Source organism: Pandoraea sp. NPDC090278 (genome assembly GCF_044772185.1).
Lineage (GTDB): Bacteria > Pseudomonadota > Gammaproteobacteria > Burkholderiales > Burkholderiaceae > Pandoraea.
In genome coordinates this window covers 191,689-213,253 of sequence record NZ_JBIVYJ010000007.1, presented here as the reverse complement: position 1 = coordinate 213,253, position 21,565 = coordinate 191,689, and the positions used below count along the sequence as shown (strand labels likewise).

The 21,565-nt window shown below is 63.3% G+C and carries 19 protein-coding genes and 1 pseudogene; 9 read left to right on the top strand and 11 right to left on the bottom strand.

Features of this window, described 5'->3' with window-relative positions:
* Positions 1-15: 15 nt before the first annotated feature.
* Genes ACIQWO_RS23805 through ACIQWO_RS23795 form a run of 3 tightly spaced genes read left to right on the top strand, consistent with a single transcriptional unit; the run spans position 16 to position 2,654 of the window.
* Positions 16-1,146 carry an ABC transporter ATP-binding protein gene (locus ACIQWO_RS23805; protein ID WP_402829504.1) on the top strand — a complete coding sequence of 377 codons (1,131 nt, stop codon included), beginning with the start codon at positions 16-18 and terminating at the stop codon, positions 1,144-1,146.
* 21 nt (positions 1,147-1,167) lie between these two features.
* Entirely contained in the window at positions 1,168-1,941 is a 774-nt protein-coding gene (locus tag ACIQWO_RS23800) for an ABC transporter ATP-binding protein (RefSeq protein ID WP_402829502.1), read from the top strand.
* Entirely contained in the window at positions 1,941-2,654 is a 714-nt protein-coding gene (locus ACIQWO_RS23795) for an ABC transporter ATP-binding protein (protein WP_150576270.1), read from the top strand. The genes ACIQWO_RS23800 and ACIQWO_RS23795 overlap by 1 nt, the downstream gene beginning before the upstream one ends.
* Positions 2,655-2,793: 139 nt before the next feature.
* On the opposite strand, the gene ACIQWO_RS23790 is transcribed toward ACIQWO_RS23795, so the two are convergent.
* The 4 genes from ACIQWO_RS23790 to ACIQWO_RS23775 all read right to left on the bottom strand — a co-directional run bounded on the left by ACIQWO_RS23790 (position 2,794) and on the right by ACIQWO_RS23775 (position 6,462).
* Positions 2,794-3,258, bottom strand: a complete 465-nt coding sequence (locus ACIQWO_RS23790) for a GNAT family acetyltransferase (protein ID WP_402829500.1) — start codon at positions 3,256-3,258, stop codon at positions 2,794-2,796.
* Entirely contained in the window at positions 3,255-3,752 is a 498-nt protein-coding gene (locus ACIQWO_RS23785; RefSeq protein ID WP_402829498.1) for a GNAT family N-acetyltransferase, read from the bottom strand. Before ACIQWO_RS23785 ends, ACIQWO_RS23790 begins: the two co-directional genes overlap by 4 nt.
* A gap of 114 nt (positions 3,753-3,866) precedes the next feature.
* On the bottom strand, positions 3,867-5,126 hold the full coding sequence (locus tag ACIQWO_RS23780) for an acetylornithine transaminase (RefSeq protein ID WP_233328774.1): 1,260 nt from the start codon (positions 5,124-5,126) through the stop codon (positions 3,867-3,869).
* Between the two features lie 301 nt (positions 5,127-5,427).
* Complete coding sequence (locus tag ACIQWO_RS23775; protein ID WP_402829495.1) at positions 5,428-6,462, bottom strand: CDP-6-deoxy-delta-3,4-glucoseen reductase; 1,035 nt, start codon at positions 6,460-6,462, stop codon at positions 5,428-5,430.
* A 15-nt stretch (positions 6,463-6,477) separates the two neighbouring features.
* Between ACIQWO_RS23775 and ACIQWO_RS23770 the strand changes: the two genes are divergently transcribed.
* A complete protein-coding gene (locus ACIQWO_RS23770; protein WP_402829493.1) occupies positions 6,478-7,599 on the top strand; it encodes an SDR family NAD(P)-dependent oxidoreductase in 1,122 nt (373 codons plus the stop codon).
* A gap of 22 nt (positions 7,600-7,621) precedes the next feature.
* Here ACIQWO_RS23770 and ACIQWO_RS23765 read toward each other — a convergent pair whose 3' ends face one another.
* The 3 genes from ACIQWO_RS23765 to macA form a co-directional block, all read right to left on the bottom strand.
* Positions 7,622-9,019: an efflux transporter outer membrane subunit gene (locus ACIQWO_RS23765; RefSeq protein ID WP_402829491.1), complete on the bottom strand. Its 1,398-nt coding sequence runs from the start codon at positions 9,017-9,019 to the stop codon at positions 7,622-7,624.
* 174 nt (positions 9,020-9,193) lie between these two features.
* Entirely contained in the window at positions 9,194-11,224 is a 2,031-nt protein-coding gene (locus ACIQWO_RS23760) for a MacB family efflux pump subunit (RefSeq protein WP_402829489.1), read from the bottom strand.
* Positions 11,221-12,387 carry a macrolide transporter subunit MacA gene (gene macA, locus ACIQWO_RS23755; RefSeq protein ID WP_402829487.1) on the bottom strand — a complete coding sequence of 389 codons (1,167 nt, stop codon included), beginning with the start codon at positions 12,385-12,387 and terminating at the stop codon, positions 11,221-11,223. Before macA ends, ACIQWO_RS23760 begins: the two co-directional genes overlap by 4 nt.
* 961 nt (positions 12,388-13,348) lie before the next feature.
* Between macA and ACIQWO_RS23750 the strand changes: the two genes are divergently transcribed.
* The 3 genes and pseudogenes from ACIQWO_RS23750 (at position 13,349) to ACIQWO_RS23740 (ending at position 15,767) form a co-directional block, all read left to right on the top strand.
* Positions 13,349-13,570, top strand: a complete 222-nt coding sequence (locus ACIQWO_RS23750) for a hypothetical protein (protein WP_046292932.1) — start codon at positions 13,349-13,351, stop codon at positions 13,568-13,570.
* Between the two features lie 17 nt (positions 13,571-13,587).
* A pseudogene (locus ACIQWO_RS23745) lies at positions 13,588-14,316 on the top strand (response regulator); the annotation flags it as partial.
* A 125-nt stretch (positions 14,317-14,441) separates the two neighbouring features.
* Positions 14,442-15,767, top strand: a complete 1,326-nt coding sequence (locus tag ACIQWO_RS23740) for an ATP-binding protein (protein ID WP_402829484.1) — start codon at positions 14,442-14,444, stop codon at positions 15,765-15,767.
* On the opposite strand, the gene ppk2 is transcribed toward ACIQWO_RS23740, so the two are convergent.
* The gene (gene ppk2, locus ACIQWO_RS23735) at positions 15,745-16,665 is read right to left on the bottom strand and encodes a polyphosphate kinase 2 (protein WP_150576280.1); all 921 of its coding nucleotides are present in this window, start codon (positions 16,663-16,665) and stop codon (positions 15,745-15,747) included. The genes ACIQWO_RS23740 and ppk2 overlap by 23 nt on opposite strands.
* Between ppk2 and ACIQWO_RS23730 the strand changes: the two genes are divergently transcribed.
* A complete protein-coding gene (locus ACIQWO_RS23730) occupies positions 16,664-16,810 on the top strand; it encodes a hypothetical protein (protein WP_402829482.1) in 147 nt (48 codons plus the stop codon). The two genes, ppk2 and ACIQWO_RS23730, sit on opposite strands and share 2 nt — an antisense overlap.
* Positions 16,811-16,983: 173 nt before the next feature.
* Complete coding sequence (locus ACIQWO_RS23725) at positions 16,984-18,000, top strand: transporter (protein ID WP_150664335.1); 1,017 nt, start codon at positions 16,984-16,986, stop codon at positions 17,998-18,000.
* A gap of 60 nt (positions 18,001-18,060) precedes the next feature.
* Here ACIQWO_RS23725 and ACIQWO_RS23720 read toward each other — a convergent pair whose 3' ends face one another.
* From ACIQWO_RS23720 to leuC, 3 genes are all read right to left on the bottom strand, one after another.
* Positions 18,061-19,383, bottom strand: a complete 1,323-nt coding sequence (locus tag ACIQWO_RS23720) for a 2-hydroxycarboxylate transporter family protein (protein ID WP_402829479.1) — start codon at positions 19,381-19,383, stop codon at positions 18,061-18,063.
* Positions 19,384-19,463: 80 nt separating this feature from the next.
* On the bottom strand, positions 19,464-20,102 hold the full coding sequence (gene leuD / locus ACIQWO_RS23715; RefSeq protein ID WP_402829477.1) for a 3-isopropylmalate dehydratase small subunit: 639 nt from the start codon (positions 20,100-20,102) through the stop codon (positions 19,464-19,466).
* On the bottom strand, positions 20,095-21,507 hold the full coding sequence (gene leuC, locus ACIQWO_RS23710; protein WP_402829475.1) for a 3-isopropylmalate dehydratase large subunit: 1,413 nt from the start codon (positions 21,505-21,507) through the stop codon (positions 20,095-20,097). Before leuC ends, leuD begins: the two co-directional genes overlap by 8 nt.
* Between the last annotated feature and the right edge of the window lie 58 nt (positions 21,508-21,565).

Below are 21,565 nucleotides of genomic sequence, written 5' to 3'. Positions count from 1 at the left end.
GGGAGGATCGACATCATGAATCAACCCCTGCAAACGTCGCCGGCGACGCAGATTTCTGCCGCCGCTGCGACCCGCAAGGCCTACCGCGGCCTCGCGTTCTTCCTGCTGGCCGCGATTCTCGCGCCCGTGCTCGTCGGCTACGCTGGCGGCAACTACTGGGTGCGGGTGCTCGACTTCGCGCTGCTCTACATCATGCTCGCGCTGGGCCTGAACATCGTGGTGGGCTTCGCTGGCCTGCTCGATTTGGGTTACATCGCGTTCTATGCCGTGGGCGCGTACGTCACGGCCTTCCTGAGTTCTCCTCACCTCTCCACGCAGTTCGAGTGGATCGGTGCCTTGTTCCCCGGCGGGCTGCATGTGCCTGTGTGGTTCACGATTCCGATCGGTGCCGCCGTCGCGGCGATCTTCGGCATCTTGCTCGGTGCGCCGACGTTACGTCTGCGCGGCGACTATCTGGCCATCGTGACGCTGGGTTTCGGGGAGATCATCCGTATCTTCATGAACAACCTCGACCGGCCGATCAACATCACCAACGGCCCGAAGGGGATCACCGGCATCCAGCCTGCGTCGTTGTTCGGCTTCGATTTCTCGAAGGCGCACAACTTCTTCGGGTTCCAGGTCAGCTCGGTGTACATGTACTACTACCTGTTCGTGTTCCTCGCGTTGCTGATCGCCTTCATCTGCGTGCGCTTGCAGCACTCGCGCATCGGACGCGCCTGGGTGGCCATCCGTGAAGACGAAATCGCCGCCAAGGCGATGGGCATCAACACGCGCAACATCAAACTGCTGGCGTTTGCGATGGGTGCGTCGTTCGGCGGTGTGGCAGGTGGCATGTTCTCCGCGTTCCAGGGCTTCGTCTCGCCCGAGTCGTTCACTTTCTGGGAGTCGATCGTCGTGCTCTCGATGGTGGTGCTCGGCGGCATGGGCCACATTCCGGGCGTGATTCTGGGCGGCGTGCTGCTCTCGGCGTTCCCCGAGATCCTGCGCTCGACCATGGGCCCGTTGCAGATGAAGTTGTTCGGTAGCGTCATCGTCGATCCCGAAGTGATCCGGCAGTTGCTGTACGGTCTGGCCATGATTCTGATCATGCTGTACCGTCCGGCCGGCCTGTGGCCGTCGCCGCGTCCGGAAGAGCGGACTCTGTAAGTCGAGGGAGATGACCTGAATATGAGCGAACAAATTCTTCTGTCCGTCAAGGGCGTGAACAAGCGCTTCGGCGGTCTGCAGGCCCTCACCGACGTGGGCCTGGAGATCAAGCCGGGGCAGATCTACGGGCTGATCGGCCCGAACGGCGCTGGCAAGACCACGTTCTTCAACGTGATCACCGGTCTCTACACCCCGGACTCCGGCGAATTCCGACTCGACGGCGCGGCTTACAAGCCGACCGCCGTACACGAAGTCGCCAGGGCTGGCATTGCGCGTACGTTCCAGAACATTCGTCTGTTTGGCGGCATGACTGTCGTCGAGAACGTGATGGTTGGACGTCACGTGCGTACGAAGATGGGCGTGATCGGCGCCATCGTCCGGTATCCGGGCGCGAAGGCCGAAGAGCGCGCCATTCGCGATCGTGCGATGGAGTTGCTCGAATACGTGGGCGTGGCGAAGTACGCCAACTACACGGCAGCGAACCTCTCGTACGGCCACCAGCGTCGTCTGGAAATCGCGCGTGCGTTGGCCACTGACCCGAAGCTGCTGGCGCTGGACGAACCGGCCGCTGGCATGAACGCGACGGAAAAGGTCGAGCTGCGTGGTTTGCTCGACAAGATCCGTAGCGACGGCAAGACGATTCTGCTCATCGAGCACGACGTGAAGCTGGTGATGGGGTTGTGCAACCGCATGACGGTGCTCGATTACGGCAAGGTGATTGCCGAAGGTTTGCCGCAGGATGTCCAGAAGAATCCGGCGGTGATTGAAGCGTATCTGGGTTCGGGAGGCCATTGATGAGCGCAATGTTGACGATCAAGGGCCTGAAAGTCGCTTACGGCGGGATCAAGGCGGTGAAGGGCATCGACCTGAGCATTCAGCCGGGCGAGCTGGTCACGCTCATCGGCGCGAACGGTGCAGGCAAGACGACCACCATGAAGGCGATCACGGGCTTGTTGCCGTGGGCCGATGGAGACATCGAGTATCTGGGCAAGTCGATTCGCGGCGTGAAGGCGTTCGATCTGCTCAAGCAGGGGTTGGCGATGGTGCCGGAAGGTCGCGGCATCTTCACGCGCATGACCATCCTCGAGAACATGCAGATGGGGGCGTATCTGCGCAACGACAACGCGGGCATCAAGCAGGACATCGACAAGATGTTCGGCATCTTCCCGCGTCTGAAGGAGCGTAAAGATCAGCTGGCGGGCACGCTCTCGGGCGGCGAGCAGCAGATGCTCGCGATGGCACGTGCGTTGATGAGCCAGCCCAAGCTGTTGCTGCTCGATGAGCCGTCGATGGGCCTCTCGCCGATCATGGTCGAGAAGATCTTCGAAGTGGTGCGTACGGTGTCGGGCGAGGGGGTGACGGTGCTGCTCGTTGAGCAGAACGCACGTCTGGCGCTGCAAGCGGCACACCGTGGCTACGTGATGGACAGCGGGCTGGTCACCATGACCGGCGACGCGAAGGACATGCTCGACGATCCGAAGGTGCGCGCCGCGTATCTGGGGGAGTGAGTGTCGAACTCGCGTGACCGGCCGACGGCGATCCGTCGTCTGCCGGTCGGTGAGGTCGGTGAATGAGCAAAGGGCGCCGAAGGCAACTTCCGGCGCCCTTTGTGTTTTCGCGACATTCGAAGACTGCGCGACGTCGCGCTTACTGTGCCATCGCCGCCAGCGGCAGCCGCTTGCCGAGGCTCACGACATCATCGGCGGCGTAGCCGTGTGCGTGATAGAACGCGAGGACTTCGCGCGACTGCGTGAGTACTTGCAGATTGAGCTTGAGGCAACCGCGCGCGGCCAGCGCGATTTCGGCGTGATGCAGCAACGCGCTCGCCACACCGCGACGTCGCAACGCATGCGCGACGGCCAGCGAGTAGACCCAGCCGCGATGTCCGTCGTAACCGGCCATGACAGTGCCGACGATCTTGCGTTCGCGCACGGCGACGAAGAACAGGTCGTCCTGCATGGCCATCTTGTTGGCAATCGAGCGACGTGGTTCGCGATGCGGCTTGTCGGCGCGGTTGTACTCCGGAAAGGCTTCGCGCCAAAGCGCGATGACGGCGTCGGTATCCGCGTCGTCGAACGTGCGGATATGGATGTCGGCGGGCATGCGGTTCATGGTGCTTCCTGTTGGCCGGTGTAGATGTCGGGCCGATGGATCTGCATCATCTTGTTCACCGCGCCGAGCGGCTCGAAGCCATAGCGCGAGTAGAGACTGGCGGCATCGGTCGTGGCGAGCAGAAAGCGGCGCAGTCCTTGCAGTGCCGGATGCGCGAGCACATCCTCGCACAGGCGCTTGCCGATCCCCAGACCGCGCATGGACGGGTCGACGAATACGTCGGCCAGATAGGCGAACGTGGCGTGGTCGGTGATCACGCGGGCGAAGCCGACCTGACGTGCCGGGCCGCCCTCGACCTGCGTCGCATACGCACCGAAACACAGCGAGTGCGTGATCGCACGCATCAGCGTATTGCGCGGAATGCCTTCCGCCCATGCCGTTTGCGTCGACAAGGCGTTGTGGATGAAGCTGATGTCGAGCCGTGCCGGATCGGCCGAAATCTCTACGATGGCTTCGCTGGGCGGTGTCGGGTGGCCCTGACTCATGTCGTTCATCGATGGAGTCTCCATTGGAATGTCGTTCGTACTCGCCCGGATCACCTCCGGGCGAGTGTCGTTACACGATTGCTGGGTTCAGCCGTGCATTCAGCCGTGCATTCAGCCGTGCATTCAGACGTGCTTCGCGAGCAGCGTGTCGAGCATCGAGAGCATCTGATCGATCTCTTCGCGGCTCACGTTCAGTGCGGGCATGAAGCGCAGCAGGTTCGGACGCGCCGAGTTGAGCAGCAGCCCGTCCGGTGTCATGTCGCGTGCAGCTTCGACCAGTTGCGGACCGATGTCGCGACCGAGCAGCAACGCGCGGAGCAGGCCTGCGCCGCGTTCTCCCTGACCGCCGTAGCGCGACGACAGATGCTGCAATCCGGCGCTCAGATAGTCTGCTTGCGCGCGCACGAATTCGAGGAAGCCCGGCGAGCTGACCGTGCGCATCACGGCAAGGCCGACGGCGCACATCAGCGGGTTGCCGTTGTACGTGCCGCCCTGATCGCCTGGCTGGAAGACGGCGAACTCGTCGCCGCACAGCATGGCGGCCAGCGGTACGCCGCCGCCGATGCCTTTGCCGAGCGTCATGATGTCCGGCACGATGCCCGACTGCTGATACTGGAAGAGGGTACCGGTGCGTCCGCAGCCGGTCTGCACTTCGTCCACGATCAGCAGGAGCCCGCGCGCCGTCGTCAGTTCGCGCAGCGCCTTCATGAACTCAGGCGTTGCAGGCACGACACCGGCTTCGCCCTGAATCGGTTCGAGCATCACGGCCACCGTCTCCGGCCCGATGAGGGCTTCGACCGATGCGATGTCGTTCAGCTCGGCCTTCGGAAAGCCCGGCACCTGCGGTGCGAAGATCGTATCCCAGCCCGGCTTGCCGCTCGCGGACATGGTCGCAAGCGTACGGCCGTGGAAGGCGTTCTTGAACGTGATGATTTCGAAGCGAGCCTTGCCCGCGCTGTTCGGGTGCAGTTGCCCCCACTTGCGGGCGAGTTTGATGGCGCTTTCGTTGGCTTCCGCGCCGCTGTTGGCGAAGAAGACCTTGCCGAGGCCGGAGAGATTGGCGAGCAGGTCGGCCAGCTCGATCATCGGCAGGTTGTAGTAGGCGGGGCTCGGGTTGAGCAGCAGCGAGCCTTGCGTGGCGAGGGCGTCGCGCATGACCGGGTGGCAATGGCCGAGGCTGTTCACGGCCCAGCCCTGAATGAAATCGAGATATCGCTTGCCTTCGTGGTCGTACAGCCAGCCGCCCTTGCCGTGCGTGAACACGAGTTCGGGGCGCGTAGTGATCGGCAGCAGCGCCTGCGTGGGCAGATCGGCGAACTTGGCGTGGCGTGCCGCCTTGGGTGAGGTTGAGGATGCGGCGGCGGACGGTTGAGCAAGCGACATGACGGTCTCCGAAGGTAGGTGAGAAGAGACTGGGGAATAAAAAAAGCCACGGGGGTTGCCCGTGGCTTCGCTGTGCTTGAGAACTTGCGTGTTATCGCAGTCGATAGCGTGCGCCGCGGCATCCCGGTTGGGGCAGCGTACGGCGACGTCGGATCGAGGCGATGGCAATCAGGTTCATGTCGGCAAGCATAAGGTGGTGACGCGGCGCTTGTCAAAGGGAATGCATGCGGTGTGGTTTGCATGCATCTTTTGCGCATCCCTTCAACGGTGACCGGTCGTCACGACCATGAGGTTCATAGGGTCATTGGCCGCCGCCGGGGTTATCGGCTTCGGTGGTGAAGGCATCGGCGAAGAACGCGTCTTCCGGCAACTGGTGATGCGCGATGAAGTCGCGACGGGCCGACTCCACCATCACGGGCGCACCGCAGGCGTAGACCTCGTAGCCGGACATATCCGGCAGGTCTTCGGCCACGGCGCGGTGCACGAAGCCTGTGCGGCCTTCCCAGGCGTCTTCGGGCGCGGCTTCGGAGAGGACCGGCACGAACTTGAAGCCGGGAATCTCGCGGGCCCATTGTTCGGCCAGTTCGCGCAAGTAGATGTCCTTGAGCTGACGGGCGCCCCAATAGAGCGTCATCGGGCGGTCGAGGCCCTTGTGCGCGGCGTGTTCGACGATGGCCTTGATCGGCGCGAAGCCGGTGCCAGAGGCGAGCAGCACGATTGGCTTCTCGGAGTCTTCCCGCAGGAAGAACGTGCCGAGCGGGCCTTCGAAGCGCAGGATCTCGCGCTCCTTCATGTTGCTGAACACATGATCGGTGAAGACGCCGCCGGGCATGTGACGCAGATGGAGTTCGAGGAAGCCTTCTTCGTGGGGCGCGGTGGCCATCGAATAGCTGCGGCGTTTGCCGTCTTTCAGGATGAATTCGATGTATTGACCGGCGAGGTACTGGAAGCGCTCGTTGGCGGGGAGTTGGAGGCGCATGACGATGACGTCGTCCGCGCGGCGCTCCAGTGCATTCACACGGCAGGGCAGGCGCTTGACCGGAATGTCGCCGATGCCCTTGACCTCACGCGACTCGATGACGAGATCGCCTTTCGTATGGGCGCAGCAGAGCAGGGCGAAGCCACGGGTTTCCTCGTCCTTGGAGAGGGCAGAGCTGGAGTGAGCGCCGTGTTCGACGGTGCCTTCGACCAGTTTGGCCTTGCACGAGCCGCAGCCGCCGTTTTTGCAACCGTAGGGCAGGCCGATGCCCTGGCGCAGTGCGGCGGAGAGTACGGCCTCGCCATCTTCGATCTGGAACTCGCGCCCGCTCGGCACGAGGGTAACGTTGTAAGCCATACTACAATCCGAAAAATGAAAAAACCGTCCAAACCTCTCGGTCGTCCGCGCCTGCTGGTCGTGGGCTGCGGCGACGTCGGCATGCGCGCACTGCCGGCTCTCGTCGAACGTTTTCGTGTCTTTGCCGTGACGTCCAGCGACGCGCGCCATGCGGCGTTGCGTGCGGCGGGCGCGGTGCCCGTCGTTGCCAATCTGGATGACGCTGCGAGCTTGCAACGCGTGGGTCGTCTGGCCTCACGGGTGTTGCATCTGGCACCGCCTGCCGGGGTCGCGGGCAGCGGCACGCAGGACCTGCGTACTCGCCGTTTGCGCGCTGCGCTGAACCGGCCGTCGAAACGCAATATTGTACCCGAGGGGGGGCTTCACGCCCTGTCAAGTCTGGCTCACCTGGCCCTTGCGCCGCGCCGGATTCTTGTCTACGCGAGCACCAGTGGCGTCTACGGCGACTGTGGCGGCGCGTTGGTGAATGAGACCCGCACACCGGCCCCGCGTTCACCTCGTGGGCAGCGTCGCGTGGATGCCGAGCGGACGGTGCGCACGCTGGGCCGTCCGTCTTCCCACGGTCGTCATCCGCGACGTGTGTTGACGACGGGGGCTGCGCGAGCGCATGCGGCGTCAGTGTCCGGTACTAAGGCGTCGTGGCGTATGACCGTGCATGCACGGGTAGCGTGGCGGGCGTCTGTCGTGCGGATTCCGGGGATCTATGCGGCTGAGCGTTTGCCGCTGGCGCGTTTGCAGAAGGGCACGCCTGCGTTGGTGGCATCGGACGACGTCTTCACCAACCATATCCACGCCGACGATCTCGCGGCGATTCTGATTCGCGCGATGTGGCGTGGCAAGGCGCAGCGGGTCGTGCATGCGAGCGACGACACCGAGTGGTGCATGGGCGAGTACTTCGACCGCGTCGCGGATGCGCTGGGCTTGCCCCGACCGCCGCGTGTGTCTCGCGACGAGGCACGCCGGGTCCTGGAGCCGACGCTGCTTTCCTTCATGTCCGAGTCGCGACGGCTAGACAACACGCGGCTCAAACGCGAACTTGGGTACGCGTTGAAGTATCCCGACGTGGCGGCGCTGTTGTCGACGATGACGCCGCTCGCATCGCGCGACGACGGATCCTCGACCGTCGCGCCCGCTTGACGACGAGCGTCACACTTCCTCCTCAGCTATCGTTCCCCAACGTCCCACCAATCGCTTTGACGAGCGAGAGCGTTGCATCGATCTGTGCGAGGCGGGACTGCGCGGCGTTGCGGCGAGCCTGACGCGCGAGGCGTTGGGCGTCGAGCCACGATTGCAGGTCGATGTCGCCTGCACGATAGCGCGCCTCCGAGAGCTCGGCTGCTCGTTGCGCCAGGGCGGCGGCGCTGGCGAGCGACGTGTACTGCGACGTCGTTCGCTCGCGTGCCGAGAGGGCGTCTTCGACTTCCACGAGCGCTGTGAGCAACGTGTTGCGAAACGTAGCGACCGACTGCTCGTAGTCATTGCGCGCGAGTGCCGTCGTAAAGCGTGCCGTTTGCACCTGAAGGAACGGCATCGCAATCGACGCGGCGAGCGTGCCGACAGGATTGGCGAGCAGACGCGAGAGCGACTCGCTGGTGGTTTGCGCGGTGCCGGTGAGCGTGAGGGATGGATAGAACGACAGGCGGGCGGCGTCCACATCTGCCAGACGCGCGCGAACGCGCGTCTCGGCGGCGGCGAGGTCCGGACGCTGTGCGAGGAGCGACGCAGGCAGCCCGGGCGCGACCTCTGGCAACTGTGCGACGGCGAGCGACTCGCGCTCAGTGAAGCGTGTCTGTGCGGGACGTCCGAGCGCGTTCGCCAGTGAGTGCCGCGCTGCATCGCGCAACCTTTCCCATTCAGCGAGTGCGCCTGCGGCGGCGTCGCGATCCTGCTGTGCCTGCACGGGGTCGAGGGCCGACACCGAACCGGCACGCCGACGCGCCGTGACCAGCGCAACGGCGCGTTCAGCAGCCGCGAGGTCGTCCGTCGCACTGCGCACATTCTCGTTCAGATAAGCGACACGCCAATAGAGCGAGGCGACCTGACTCGAGAGCGAGAGGGCGGCGGCGCGGCGGTCCCATGCGCTGGAGGCGGCTTGCCAATTGGCGGCGTCGCGTTGCGCGGCGAGCTTGTTCCAGAGATCGACTTCGTAGCTGATGCCGACGCTTGCGCCGGAGGTCGTCTGCGTCTGTCCGTTCAAACGTTGTGCGGCTTGCCCGCCGTCCAGCGCGCGCGACTTCGAGCCCGTGATGTTCGCGGAGAACTGCGGCCAGCGATTGGCGTCGGTCAGTCCGGCCTGGAGCGCATCGCGATCCGCTTGCAGGGCTTTGATGGCGAGTGCGGGGTTGGCCGCGAGCGCCTGAGCGATGAGCGAGTCGAGCTGAGGTTCGCGAAACGCTCGCCACCACGGCGCAATATCCGCGTCGGCTGCTGCGCTCGCAGCGTCCGCTTGCGCTGCACCTGACCGAGTGCCGTCGATGGGCGTTTGGAACTGCGACGGGACGGGCAACGCCGGGCGTTCATAGTCTGTGCGGGTCAGGCTGCAAGCATTGAGCATCATGCAGACGGCGACTGCGAAGAGCGACGGCGAGACGCTCTGGCGCGGCCGGAAAAATCCTGAAAAGCAATTCATCGAATCTGTCAAAAAGACCCCCGCGCGCGACACCGAATCGCGCGCGGGGTATAAAAGCCATCCCGAGCCTGAGGGGGGGATGCAGCGGGACGGCGGGGGCAATCATTCACGGGCCAGGGCATCCACCGGATCGAGGCGTGCGGCACTGCGCGCGGGGAGCCAGCCACTGAGCATGCCGATAGCGCAGGCGCAAGCCACGGCGGCTGCAAACGTATTCGTCGAAAAGACCACCGAGACCTGCGGCACGAACGTCGCGACCAGCCAGCCGATGGCGTAAGACAGCACCACACCGATCGCACCGCCCATCAGACAGACGAGCACGGCTTCGATGAGGAACTGCCGGAGGATGTCCTGACGGCGCGCGCCTATTGCGCGACGGATGCCGATCTCACGGGTGCGTTCCGTCACCGAGACCAGCATGATGTTCATCACGCCGATGCCACCGACCACCAGCGAGATGAGGGCGACGAACGAGAGCAGCAGCGTGAGCATCTGGCTCGTGCGCGAAATCGACTTCACGATCGTGTCCATGTTGAACGTGAAGAAATCCTTCTTGCCGTGGGCGCGCGTGAGCAGGCGAATGATTCCGGCTTCGGCGGCGGCGGGCGGGTGGCCGTCGAGAATGCGGACCGTGATCGATTCCAGATGCTGCTGACCGGCGAGGCGGCTCGCGACCGTCGTCCAGGGGACATAGACATTGAGCGAGCGGCTGACGAACATCGACGAGCGATCGCGCACAACGCCGATCACACGTAGCGGCAGCGAGCCTGCGAGAACAATTTGTCCGATGGGATCGCCACCGTTCGGCAGCAGCTTGCGCAGCGTGTTTTCACCGAGCAGGGCCACTTGTGCCTGACGCTCTACTTCGCTGGCATCGAAGCTGCGTCCACGGGCGAGTTTCAGGCCGTTGGCGCGCATGAAGTCTGCGCTCTCGCCGTGGACTTGCGCGTCCGTATCGATGCGACCGAAGCGCATGCGGGCCGTACGTGGGCCGACTTGCGCCGTCACGCTGTCCGTGTAGGGCTGGGCGGCGAGCAGATCGGCGTCGCGGGGCAGGAGCGTACGAATCTCTGCGGCCTTGTCGTCGTTGAAGTCCTTGCCGCGCAGCACCGTGATCGTGTTCGGAGCGATGTTGCCGATATCGTTGAGCACGCGTCGCTTCGTCCCTTCGCCGATGGCCGACAGAGAGACCACCGACGTGATGCCGATGATGATGCCGAGCATCGTGAGACCGGTGCGCAGACGGTGCGAGGCGAGTGCGTGCCATGCCATCGACAGGCTTTCTGCAAACGTCGGCCAGCCACTCATCCAGCGAGTCAGCGCATTGCCGCGCGACATTTCCGGCGCATCGGCGACCCGGAAATCCACCGAGCGTTCGGGGCCGGACGACGCATCACGCGTTTCACTTGCCACCGAGGCTTTGACCGCATGGGGCGTGTCGTTCAGCCGATCGCACTTGATACGTCCGTCTGCGATTTCAATCACGCGTTGCGCCCATGCGGCGACATTCGGATCGTGGGTGACGAGGATGATCGTGTGTCCGCGCGCGTGGAGTTCACGCAGGATGTGCATCACTTCCAGCCCGCTATGGCTGTCGAGTGCGCCGGTCGGTTCGTCGGCGAGGATGATGTCGCCGCCGTTCATGAGGGCGCGGGCAATACTGACGCGTTGTTGCTGCCCGCCGGACATTTGCGAGGGGCGATGCGAGAGATGCTTGCCGAGGCCTAGACGTTCGAGCAGTGCTGCGGAGCGCGACGAGCGTTGCGAGCGCGGGATACCGGCGTAGACGGCGGGGACTTCCACGTTGCCTTGGGCCGAGAGATGGCCCATCAGGTGATAGCGCTGGAAGATGAAGCCGAAGTATTCGCGGCGCAGTTGTGCGAGCGCGTCGTCGGAGAGTGAAGCGACATCGTGTCCGTCGATTTCGTAGCGTCCGTGGGTTGCCCGGTCGAGGCAGCCGAGCACGTTCATGAGCGTCGACTTACCGGAGCCGGATGGGCCCATGATCGCGACCATTTCGCCGCGCTCGATGACGAGTTCGACATCGCGCAGGACCGTGACGGCACCGTCACCTTCGCCGAAAGAGCGAGAGATGCCGGAGAGCCGCAGGAGCGGTGCGGGGGCGTTCGTCACAGGAGCGTACCTGCGTCGTTGCTACCGGACGGCGGCGCGTCGGTCGGATCGGCGGTTACGACGCGGTCGCCTTCGGCGAGTCCGTCGAGGGCTTGTGCGGTGAGACGGTTGTCGAGCCCGACCTTCACCCAGCGCGGGTGGGCAATGCCCTTCGCATCGAGAACACGAACGCGATAGCGACCATCGGCGCGTTTTTCGCCGAGGGCGACAGAGGGAAACGTCAGAGCGTTCGAGATACGAGCACTCACGATAGACACTTGCGCGGTCATATCGGGACGGAGGACACCGGCCGGATTGGGCACATCGAAGAGGGCGTTAAAGAAGATGGCGTTATTGATCTTCTCGGGCGAGGGTTGGATGACGCGGAGCTTGCCTTCGTAGCGCTTTTCGGGGGCACCGAGGATCGTGAAGTAGACGGGTTGACCGGCGCGGATGCGCACGACATCGGCTTCCGAGACCTGAGCGCGAATCGTCATCATCGAGAGGTCGGCGACCTTCAGGATCGTCGGGATTTGATAGATGGCGGTAACCGTCTGTCCTTCTTGGGTGGTGATGGCGGTGACCGTGCCGTTAATGGGCGCGGTAATACGCGTATAGGACTGATTCGTGCGTGCCTTATCGACCTTCACCTTTTGCTGGCTGATCTGAGAGTCCAGGGAGGCGAGTTCGGCGGTGAGGGCGTCGGCTTCGGTGCGGGCCTTCTCGAGGTCGCGGGGCGAAGTGGCGTCATCGTTGGCGAGTTGGCGTTGACGAGCGAGTTCGCGAGCGGCTTGTGCGTGTCGAATGGCTTTGGCGCGTCGGTCGGCGGCGAGTGTGGTGAGACCGGCGTTGGCTTCGCGCAGGTCGTTATCGCTGGACGTAGGATCGATTTCAGCGAGCAATTGCCCCTTCGAGACAGCGTCTCCGAGCACCACCTTAAGAGAACGAAGTTGTCCGTTGGCTTGCGAACCGACTTCGACTTGTTTGATGGGTTGGAGGACACCGGTAGCGAGGACGGCGTCTTCGAGATCGGCGCGGGCGACCTTAGCGGAGAGATAGGCGGGCGGCGTGGGCCGGGGCCATTGCCATGCGACGAGGGTTGCGAACAGGGCGACGACGACTGCGCCGATCTTGCGATGTCGGGTAAAGCGAAAAGAGGCGAAACGAGAAAAGAGGCGCGTCATCGAAGGAAAGAAATGGCGAAAGCCGTCGCGGGGTAAAGCGAACGTGAGGCGATGCTAAACAAAGGTGTGGAGACAAACTGTTTTTAGTTGTTGGGACTTTGTGAACAGAGATAACGGGAAAGAAAAAACAAAGAAAAGCGATCAAAGGAGACAAAAAGAAACAAAGGAGGGGGGAGAAAAGAGGGGAAACCGAAGCGGGTGAGGCGTAGAGAAGTGCTGGGCGTCATAGAGGTGGGTGGTGCGTGTAGAGGGACAGGCAGTGTGTGAGCGACGACACGGCCGTCCCGCAGCAGTTGCGGAGCACGTGCGGGGCGGGTGTGGCGTCGCGATGGTGCTGGAGAAGAGCGGTGTCGACGGAACCTGGGGTTTCGGCTAAGGAAGCGGGAAGCGGGCGGTGTCGGTTGAGGTACTGGGTGTTTCGAGGGAGACGGACCGGGGCCCCTTTCTGCAGCGAGTTGGGTTTATGTCTGAGAGGCGGAAAGGGGCCCCGGTCCGTTGGGGGGAAGGTGTTAGGGGCGGGGAGGAGGGGGAAATGTGGAGAGTAGGAAAGGGGAGGCAGCGGGTTGTGGTTTTGGTGTGGGAAAGGGCGTGAGCGCCTTATCTTGTAAGGGCGAGAGGGATTTCGAGGGGGCTGAGGGTGTGGCGACGTAGTGTCTGCACAGTGTGAAGATTGCGGGGCGGCGGCGGCGTGCGGCGTCCATCCGTGGGGCGTTATGTAAGGTAGTCACAGCGATGCGGCATCGTTAAATTCGCTATAATTTCGCCTTAATTCGCCTAACGTCGACGAAATCTGGATTTTCGAGCCTTTGGTGTCGTCATGAGACCGTGAAATGGTCTCAGTCCACCTTACCAATCCTTTCTGAAATAAGGATTGGACGCCATTCTGTTGGATGCTTCGGTCAACGCTTCACTGGACGGGCGCGCAAACTGCGGTGTATCTCGTCACGGAGGGGTACAAAGCATGGCCATTACCATTGGTTCGCCGGACGCGGCGGTGCATCGTGCCTGGCGCCTGCCGGGACAAGGGGCGGCTTCGACGGTCGGCACACATCGTGCGGCGTCGGGAGCAGATCGATATGCCAACGCGCTGCGGGCGCTCTCCAGTACGCCGGAGCCCGTGTCCGTCACGCAAGACGATGCAGTGAAACTGTCGCAAAACGCGACGGCACCGCGCGCAACCTAATTTACCGAGAAATATTCATGAGTCTGCATGTTCTTCTGGTCGATGACGATCCTGTCGTTCGCGACCTATTGCGCGAATTGCTGCACGCCAATGGCATGCAGGTCTCGGTGCTTCACAACGGCGCGTCGTTGCTGCGTCGGTTAGAGCTCGAACGACCGTCCGTCATTTTGCTCGACATCATGATGCCGGAGCGCGACGGCCTGCGAGCATTGCAGGACTTGCGTGCGGCGGGCGAGGATATCCCCGTCATCATGTTGTCGGCGCGTGGCGGCCCGCTCGATCGTGCCCTCGGCCTTGAGCTGGGTGCCGACGATTACCTTGCCAAGCCGTTCGATCCGCGCGAGCTGCTGGCGCGTATCCACGCCGTGCTGCGCCGCCGTGGCCCGGTCGCCGCCAGCGCGCCGGACGCCCGTGCGCCGTACCGATTTGGCCCGTTCGAGCTGGATTACACGCTGCGCACCCTTCAGCGCGAGGGTGAGCGCTTGCCGCTGCGCGATACCGAATTCGCCATGCTCAAGGCATTCACCCAGCATCCCATGCAGGTGCTACCGCGCGTCAAACTGCACGCCATGTTGTATGGCGACGGCATCGCCTTCCGCGACCGTAGCCTCGATGTGCCCGTGTGGCGTCTGCGCCGCCTCATCGAAGCCGACCCGTCGGAACCGCGCTACATCCAGACCATCCGAGGCAAAGGCTACGTGTTCGTGCCGGGCGGCGAGCTGACCGAGGGTGCGACGTCCGAGGCCCGCGAGCGCGCTGACGGATTGGGGGATGCCGGTGATATCGGCAGTGTCGGCGACGACGGTATGGCGCTCGCTACCACGGCATCGGCAGGCAAGCGCACTGTGCGCGGCTGGCGGGAGTCCGCTGCGTGAATTTGCGTTGGTTGCTGCGCGACTCCCTGTTCGCGCGCATGGCATGGCTGGGCATTGCCGTCTTGTTGGTGATGCATCTCGTGTGGAGCGCGCTGGTGTTCTACCAGCGCCCGCGCCAGCAAGTCGACGGCTTCGCCCGAGGCTTGCTGGTGGCCATTCAAAGCGTCGATCAGCGGGCTGTCGATCCTGGCAGCCTTGCGCCGCCCCATGCCGTGCGTCGCGTTCCTGTGGCGCAGACGCCGACCTTCACCAACGAAGCCGATGACGAGCGCGCCACGCGTCTTCGTCACGAACTGCTCTCGCGTCTGCCGCCAGACACCCAACTGCACATCGTCAACGAACGCAAACGCAGCAACATCTGGGTGCTGCTGCCGCAGCGCGACGAGTGGATCGTCATCGGACTCGATCTTCCGCCGATGCCGCCGTTCGTGCGCGAGACCGTCGGTATTCTTATCGGTGCCGTGTTGCTCGCGCTGCTCGTTGCGTGGCAGATGCAGCGACCGATTGCGCGTCTCGCACATGCTGCCCGGGTGATCGCTCGTGGACGGCGTCCGGCATTGTTGCCCGAGCAAGGACCGCACGAGTTGCGCGACCTGACCCACGCGTTCAACGAGATGGCCAAGCGGCTGGCCGAAGCCGAAGACAATCAGGCCATCATGCTCGCGGGGATTGCGCACGATCTCAAATCGCCACTCACGCGTTTGCGCCTGCGCGCCGATCTTATCGACAGCGAGAATTCACGCGATGGCTTCGTGCGCGATATCGCGTCCATTGACCACATCGTTCAGCAATTCCTCGCCTATGCGCGAGACGAAGCGGATACCAGCCCGCTGATCGGCGTCGATGCGTTTTTGCGCGAGCAATTTCCAGCGGATGAGGAAGCGTCGGATGCCAGCCCTATCGAGAGATCCGCCGAAGCCACCGACGATGCCTCGCTATTCGTCAGCAACTTACGCGCGGGGCCCGAATTCATGCTGCCGCGCACGCTGCTCGACCGCGTGATGTCGAACCTCGTCGACAACGCGCTGGAGCACGGCGAGCCGACAGTGCGTCTGGCGACGTGGCGCGACGAAGCGACCGGATACATCGAAGTCAGTGACTGCGGCAAGGGCATCCCGGACGATCAGGTAACGCTCGCCATGCGCCCGTTCGTGCGGCTCGATGCCTCGCGCGGTGGCGAAGGCCACTGCGGACTCGGACTGTCGCTCGTCGGGCGGCTCGTGGAAGGGTTGGGCGGTGCGGTGCGCCTCGACAGATCCCCCGGTGGGGGATTGCGCGTGACGCTCCAGTTGCCGATGCTCAGTAAATCTCCGGCACGATGATCTCCGACGGCACCGGGTGACGCATATAGCTCTCGCTGCGGGCGCGCTCGGGTAGCACCACCTGCGAGCGCTCCACGTCGTGATACGGCACCTGGTTGAGCAAGTGATGAATGCAGTTCAGACGCGCGCGCTTCTTGTCGTCGGCCTGCACCACCCACCACGGCGCTTCCGGAATGTGCGTGCGCTCCAGCATCACTTCCTTCGCGACCGTGTACTTCTCCCAGCGCGTGCGGCTCTCCAGATCCATCGGGCTCAACTTCCACTGCTTGAGCGGATCCTGAATGCGGGCCATAAAGCGCGCTTCCTGCTCTTCGTCCGAAATCGAGAACCAGTATTTGACGATCTGGATGCCGCTGCGCACCAGCATTTTTTCGAACTCCGGCACCGAGCGGAAAAACTCCTCGTACTCGTTCTCCGTGCAAAAGCCCATCACATGCTCGACACCGGCGCGGTTGTACCAGCTACGGTCGAACAGCACGATCTCGCCAGCGGCCGGGAGATGCTGGACATAGCGCTGGAAATACCACTGCGTGCGTTCGCGATCGTTAGGCGCGGGCAGGGCTGCCACACGGCACACACGAGGATTCAGGCGCTGCGTAATGCGCTTGATCGCGCCGCCTTTGCCTGCGGCGTCGCGGCCCTCGAAGATCACCACGAGACGGTGACGGCTGCGAATCACCCAGTCCTGCAACTTCACCAGTTCGCCCTGAAGACGGAACAGCTCGCGGAAATAGTGCAGACGGTCGTCGCGCGCCTCCGCGCTCAGATCGTTCAGACCGGGCAGACGCAGATCGTCGATTTCCATCTCGATCTCTTCGTCGTAACTGTCGATCAGGTCATCTTGGAGACGACGCGCAAGCATTGCGTCGTGGTCGGCGTCGGAATCGAATTTAGTCATGGCGACGATCTCTTACGGCCAGCAAACACAAAAGGCACCCCGTACTGCCCGGGTGACGGCGGACGGACAAAATGCGCGCCCGATGATGCGTTTCAGTATGCGACGATTTTATGACACCAGCATGGCGTTGACGAATGCTATGTGACGTAGTTCCCGCGCGTGCCCCGTCCGGCGGTGCAGCCACCGTATTCCGTAGGATTCGCGAGCATGCCGAAATTGTCACAAAAATGAAATATGACATTGTCATGATGGCAAGTCCCACCGTGCTGCGGTGCGGTTCACGTCCTTCCCCCACGCCTCGCCACAGATACCGCGCGCATGTTCGCCGAATTAGCTCACAACGCATATGGCTGCGATCAGGCTGGTCTGATCTACGGCTATCGTTTCACTGACGGCGCACCCCCGCAACCGGTCGATTCGACCGAGGCGCTGGCGTGGCTGGCGAAAGGCGAGCGTGCCGACGGCTTCCTCTGGCTGCACTTCAACTTCGCGCATGCTGCGTGCGAGAAGTGGCTCAAGCAGCAGATGCATCTGCCCGAAGAGTTCTACGAAAGCCTGAGCGAAGGGTCGCGCTCCACGCGCATCGAACATTCCGACGATTGGCTGCTGGCCGTCATCAACGACGTGATCTTCGCGTTCGACATCGCGCAGTCCGAGATTTCGACGCTGCGTGTGGCGGCCAACGCCCGCTTGCTCGTGACCGGACGCGTGAAACCGCTGCGCTCCATCGACAAGCTGCGTGCGTCCGTCAAACGTGGCGACGCCTTCCGCTCGCCGCTCGCTTTGCTCGTGCACTTGCTTCGCGATCAGGCGGACGTGCTTGAGCGCATCGTGCGCGAGACGAGCCGCCGTGTGGACACCGTCGAAGACCGCCTGTTGCAGCAGCGTATCGAGAGCAACCGAGCCGACCTCGGGTCGTTGCGCCGGGTGCTCGTGCGTCTGCAACGTCTGCTCGCGCCGGAGCCTGCGGCGCTCTTTCGTCTGCTGAGCCGCCCGCCGATATGGGGCCATGCCGACGACGTTCAGGAGTTCCGTCAGGCGACGGAAGAATTCGCCGTCGTTCTTAACGACTTGTCGGCTTTGCTTGAGCGCATCAAGTTGCTTCAGGAAGAAATTGCGGCAATGGTCAGCGAGCGCACCGACCGCACCATTTACACGCTGACGGTCGTGACCGTACTCGCGTTGCCCATCAATATCGTGGCGGGCTTTTTCGGGATGAACGTGGGCGGCATTCCGCTCGCGGATCATCCGCATGGCTTCTGGGTGCTCGTGTTTATCGTCGCGACAGGCACTGCTGCCGCAGGCTGGTGGGCCTTCCGGCGGCGGCCGGACTGAAGTCCAGACCGCCGCTGCCCGAGGGGAAAGGGGACTTCGGGGGCTATCTGCGCTCCCGCGTCAGTGCCAGAACTTCATCAGCAGCGTTGCGATCACCACCATCCCGGCACCGCCGATACGCGTGGAAATCTGCGCGAACGGCATCAGTCCCATGCGATTCGACGACGACAGAATCGCCACGTCGCCCGTGCCACCCAGACCGCTATGACAGGCGGTGACGATGGCCGACTCGACCGGGAACATCTTCAGCCACATGCCGACGAAGAATCCCGAGACGACCATCGCGATCACCGTCGATGCGCAGATCACGAAATAGGCCGTCGAGAACGCGCCGACGAGTTTGTCCCACGACACGAACAACGTCCCGAGCCCGACCAGAATCGCGAACGTCAGGTTCGTCGACATGAACTTGTACATCTGATACGCGCCGGTCTCCATGCTTTCCGGAATCAGGCGCGACACCTTCAACACCGCAGCGGCGACGATCATCAGCACCGGCCCCGGAATGCCGGTCACGGGCGCAAGCAACGCACCGAGAATGAACAGCGTGCAGGCCAGCAGCAGGCCGTGTCCCATCAGACGCAGATCCAGCGCGTGCTCCACGTTCTGCCCTTCGAGCAGCGCACGATCTTCACCACTGCGCACGAGCATGCCATTGCCGTTGTATTGCGGACGCTTCTCCCCGAAGCGCTTGAGCAGCCCCGCCGAAAGAATCGCCACGACATTGCCGATGAGCGCGGCGGGGACCATCGTTGCAATCAGATGCCCCTGCGCCTCGCCCGTAATTTCCGAATAGCCGATCGACAACGGCAGAATGCCCTCGCCGATACCGCCACCGAGAATCGGCATCACGATGAAGAAGAACGTGTGACGAGGGCTGAAGCCGAACAGCAAGCCTGTAAGACATCCGGCGGCAATCGCAGCGAGCGTGCCGATCAGCAGCGGCACGAACATCTTCAGAAAGCCCTGAATCAGGATCTTCCGGTTCATGCCGAGCATGCTGCCCGCCACCAGACACGCAATGTAGAGATATTGCAGATTGGCCGTCTTCATCGTGACGGTGATGGCCTTGAGGATCGCATCGTCCATCAGCCCATTGCCGAGCAATGCGGCCGGTACGAACAGACAAAGGATCGCGGGGCCGCCGATGTGCTTGAAGACCGGAATCGCGCCGCCGATCTCGCCGAGCAACATGCCCGCAATCATCAGCACCGCGAAGCCGCCGATCATGTCGGCGGGCAGGCGCCCGGTGACGGCCGCAAGACCGGTGATGACGGCGATGGCGACGAACATCGGCAACGGTGCGCCGCCGATGGTGAATTTCGACATCAGAGAGGGGGTGGCGAGCGGCGTCGCGCTCGCCTGAGCGGCCTGGCTTTTCATGGTGTCTCCTGAAAGGATGGAATACCTGTCCGGGTGAGGGCGCTTGCGGCACTGATTCAATGCCGTGCGCCTCTTGTCACTCAGGCGGTACGTTGTTGTCTGGGCAGATCGATTTGCATCCAGGGAAAACCGGTGCGGTGGCGGGCTTCGAATGCGGCGATGGCGTCGCTGTCCTTGAGCGTCATGCCGATCATGTCGAGACCCTCCACGAACATGCGTTTCTGACGCGGCGGCAGATCGAACGCGAACGACTCGCCGTTTGCCGTCACCACACATTGGCGCTCGACGTCGATGGTCAAAGCGTTTTGCGCGGGATCGGTCACCGTCTCAGTCAGCTTCGCGATGTCCTCCGGGGCGAGTACGATCAACAGCAGACGGTTGTTCTGCGCGTTGAAGTAGAAGATCTCGCCGAAGCTCGGTGCGATGACCGCTTCGATCCCCGATTGCTGCAAACCCCACACCGCGTGCTCACGGCTCGACCCGCAACCGAAGTTGGCCCCGGCCACCAGAATGCGGGCGTCGCGATAGGCGGGACGGTTCAGAACGAACGTGTCGTTCGGCGTGCCGTCGGCATTCGTGCGCAGGTCGTACAGCACACCGCGCGCGAGGCCGGACTTGTCGATGCCGAGCAGAAATTGCTTGGGCATGATCTGGTCCGTATCCAGATTGTTCAACGGTAGCGGGGCGGCCGTACCGGCCACGATCGTGTGCTCAGCCATGAGCGGTCTCCTTGCGAATGTCGACGATGCGACCTGCGATGGCGGCGGCGGCGGCCATGGCGGGGCTCATCAGATGCGTGCGTGCGCCGCGTCCCTGACGTCCCTCGAAATTGCGGTTGGTGGTCGACGCGCATCGCTGACCGGGCTTGAGGATGTCGTCGTTCATGGCGAGGCACATCGAACAGCCCGGCTGACGCCATTCGAAACCGGCGTCTTTCAGCATGTCGGCAATGCCTTCACGCTCGGCCTGATCGCGTACGCGACCCGACCCTGGCACGACCATTGCACGCACGCCGTCGGCCACCTTGTGACCCCGCACGATCTCCGCAATCGCACGCAGGTCTTCGATACGCGCGTTGGTGCAGGACCCGATGAAGACATGATCGATGGGCAAGCCGTCGAGCGACTGACCGGCGTCGAGCCCCATGTAGCCCAGCGCCTTCGTTGCGTTGTGACGCTCCGTCTCGTTGTCAGAGAGCGAAGGAATCCGCGCGTTGATCGCAATGGCCTGATCGGGGCTCGTGCCCCACGTCACGAAGGGCGCGACGTCGGCGGCATCGAAGCGGTGTGTGACGTCGAATGCCGCATCCTCGTCGGAGCGCAGCGCGAGCCAGCGGGTCTTGGCGTCTTCTAGCGCGTCGCCGGACAGATCGCGAATGTGATCGCCGACGTATTGCAGCGTGGTCGCGTCTGGCGCGATGAGCGCGCCGCGCGCGCCCGCCTCGACGGTCATGTTGCACAACGTCATGCGGGCTTCGGCAGACAGCGCCTCGATGGCCGCGCCCGTGTACTCGACGACGAAGCCGCGCGCGCCTTGCGCTCCGATACGGGCAATGATGTACAGCACGAGGTCCTTCGACGTCGTGCCGCTTGCCAGCGCGCCGTCGACATGAATTCGCATGTCGCGTGCTACGCGATATATGAGCGTTTGCGTCGCCAGCACGTGCTCGACTTCCGACGTGCCAATGCCGAAACCCAGCGCACCGAGTGCGCCGTAGGTGGTCGTGTGACTGTCGCCGCACAGCACCACCATGCCGGGGCGGATCAGCCCCAGTTCGGGGGCCACGACGTGTTCGATCCCTTGCTCCGGGTCCGTCACGTCGAACAGATGAATGCCGTGTTTCTGGCAGTTGCGGGTGAAGTTGGCGGCCTGATGGGCGGCAGCGTCGATCACGATGGTGCGTTTATCGACCGGCACCGGGTGCGTGGGAATGACGTGATCCACGATCCCCATCTGCTTCTCCGGGCAGCGCACCGGCAGGCCCTTCTCGGCCAGTCCCGCGAAGGCTTGCGGGCTCGTGTACTCGTTCATGATGTGCAGGTCGGCATAGAGCGCGACGTGCTGCGCATCGACGTCGAAGGCCGTATGGCTTCGCACGATCTTTTGGTAAAGCGTTTGTCCCATGAGGTACTCCTTGATGCGGGCGGTCGTCGTTTTGCTATGTCTCGCAACCTTGCGTGCA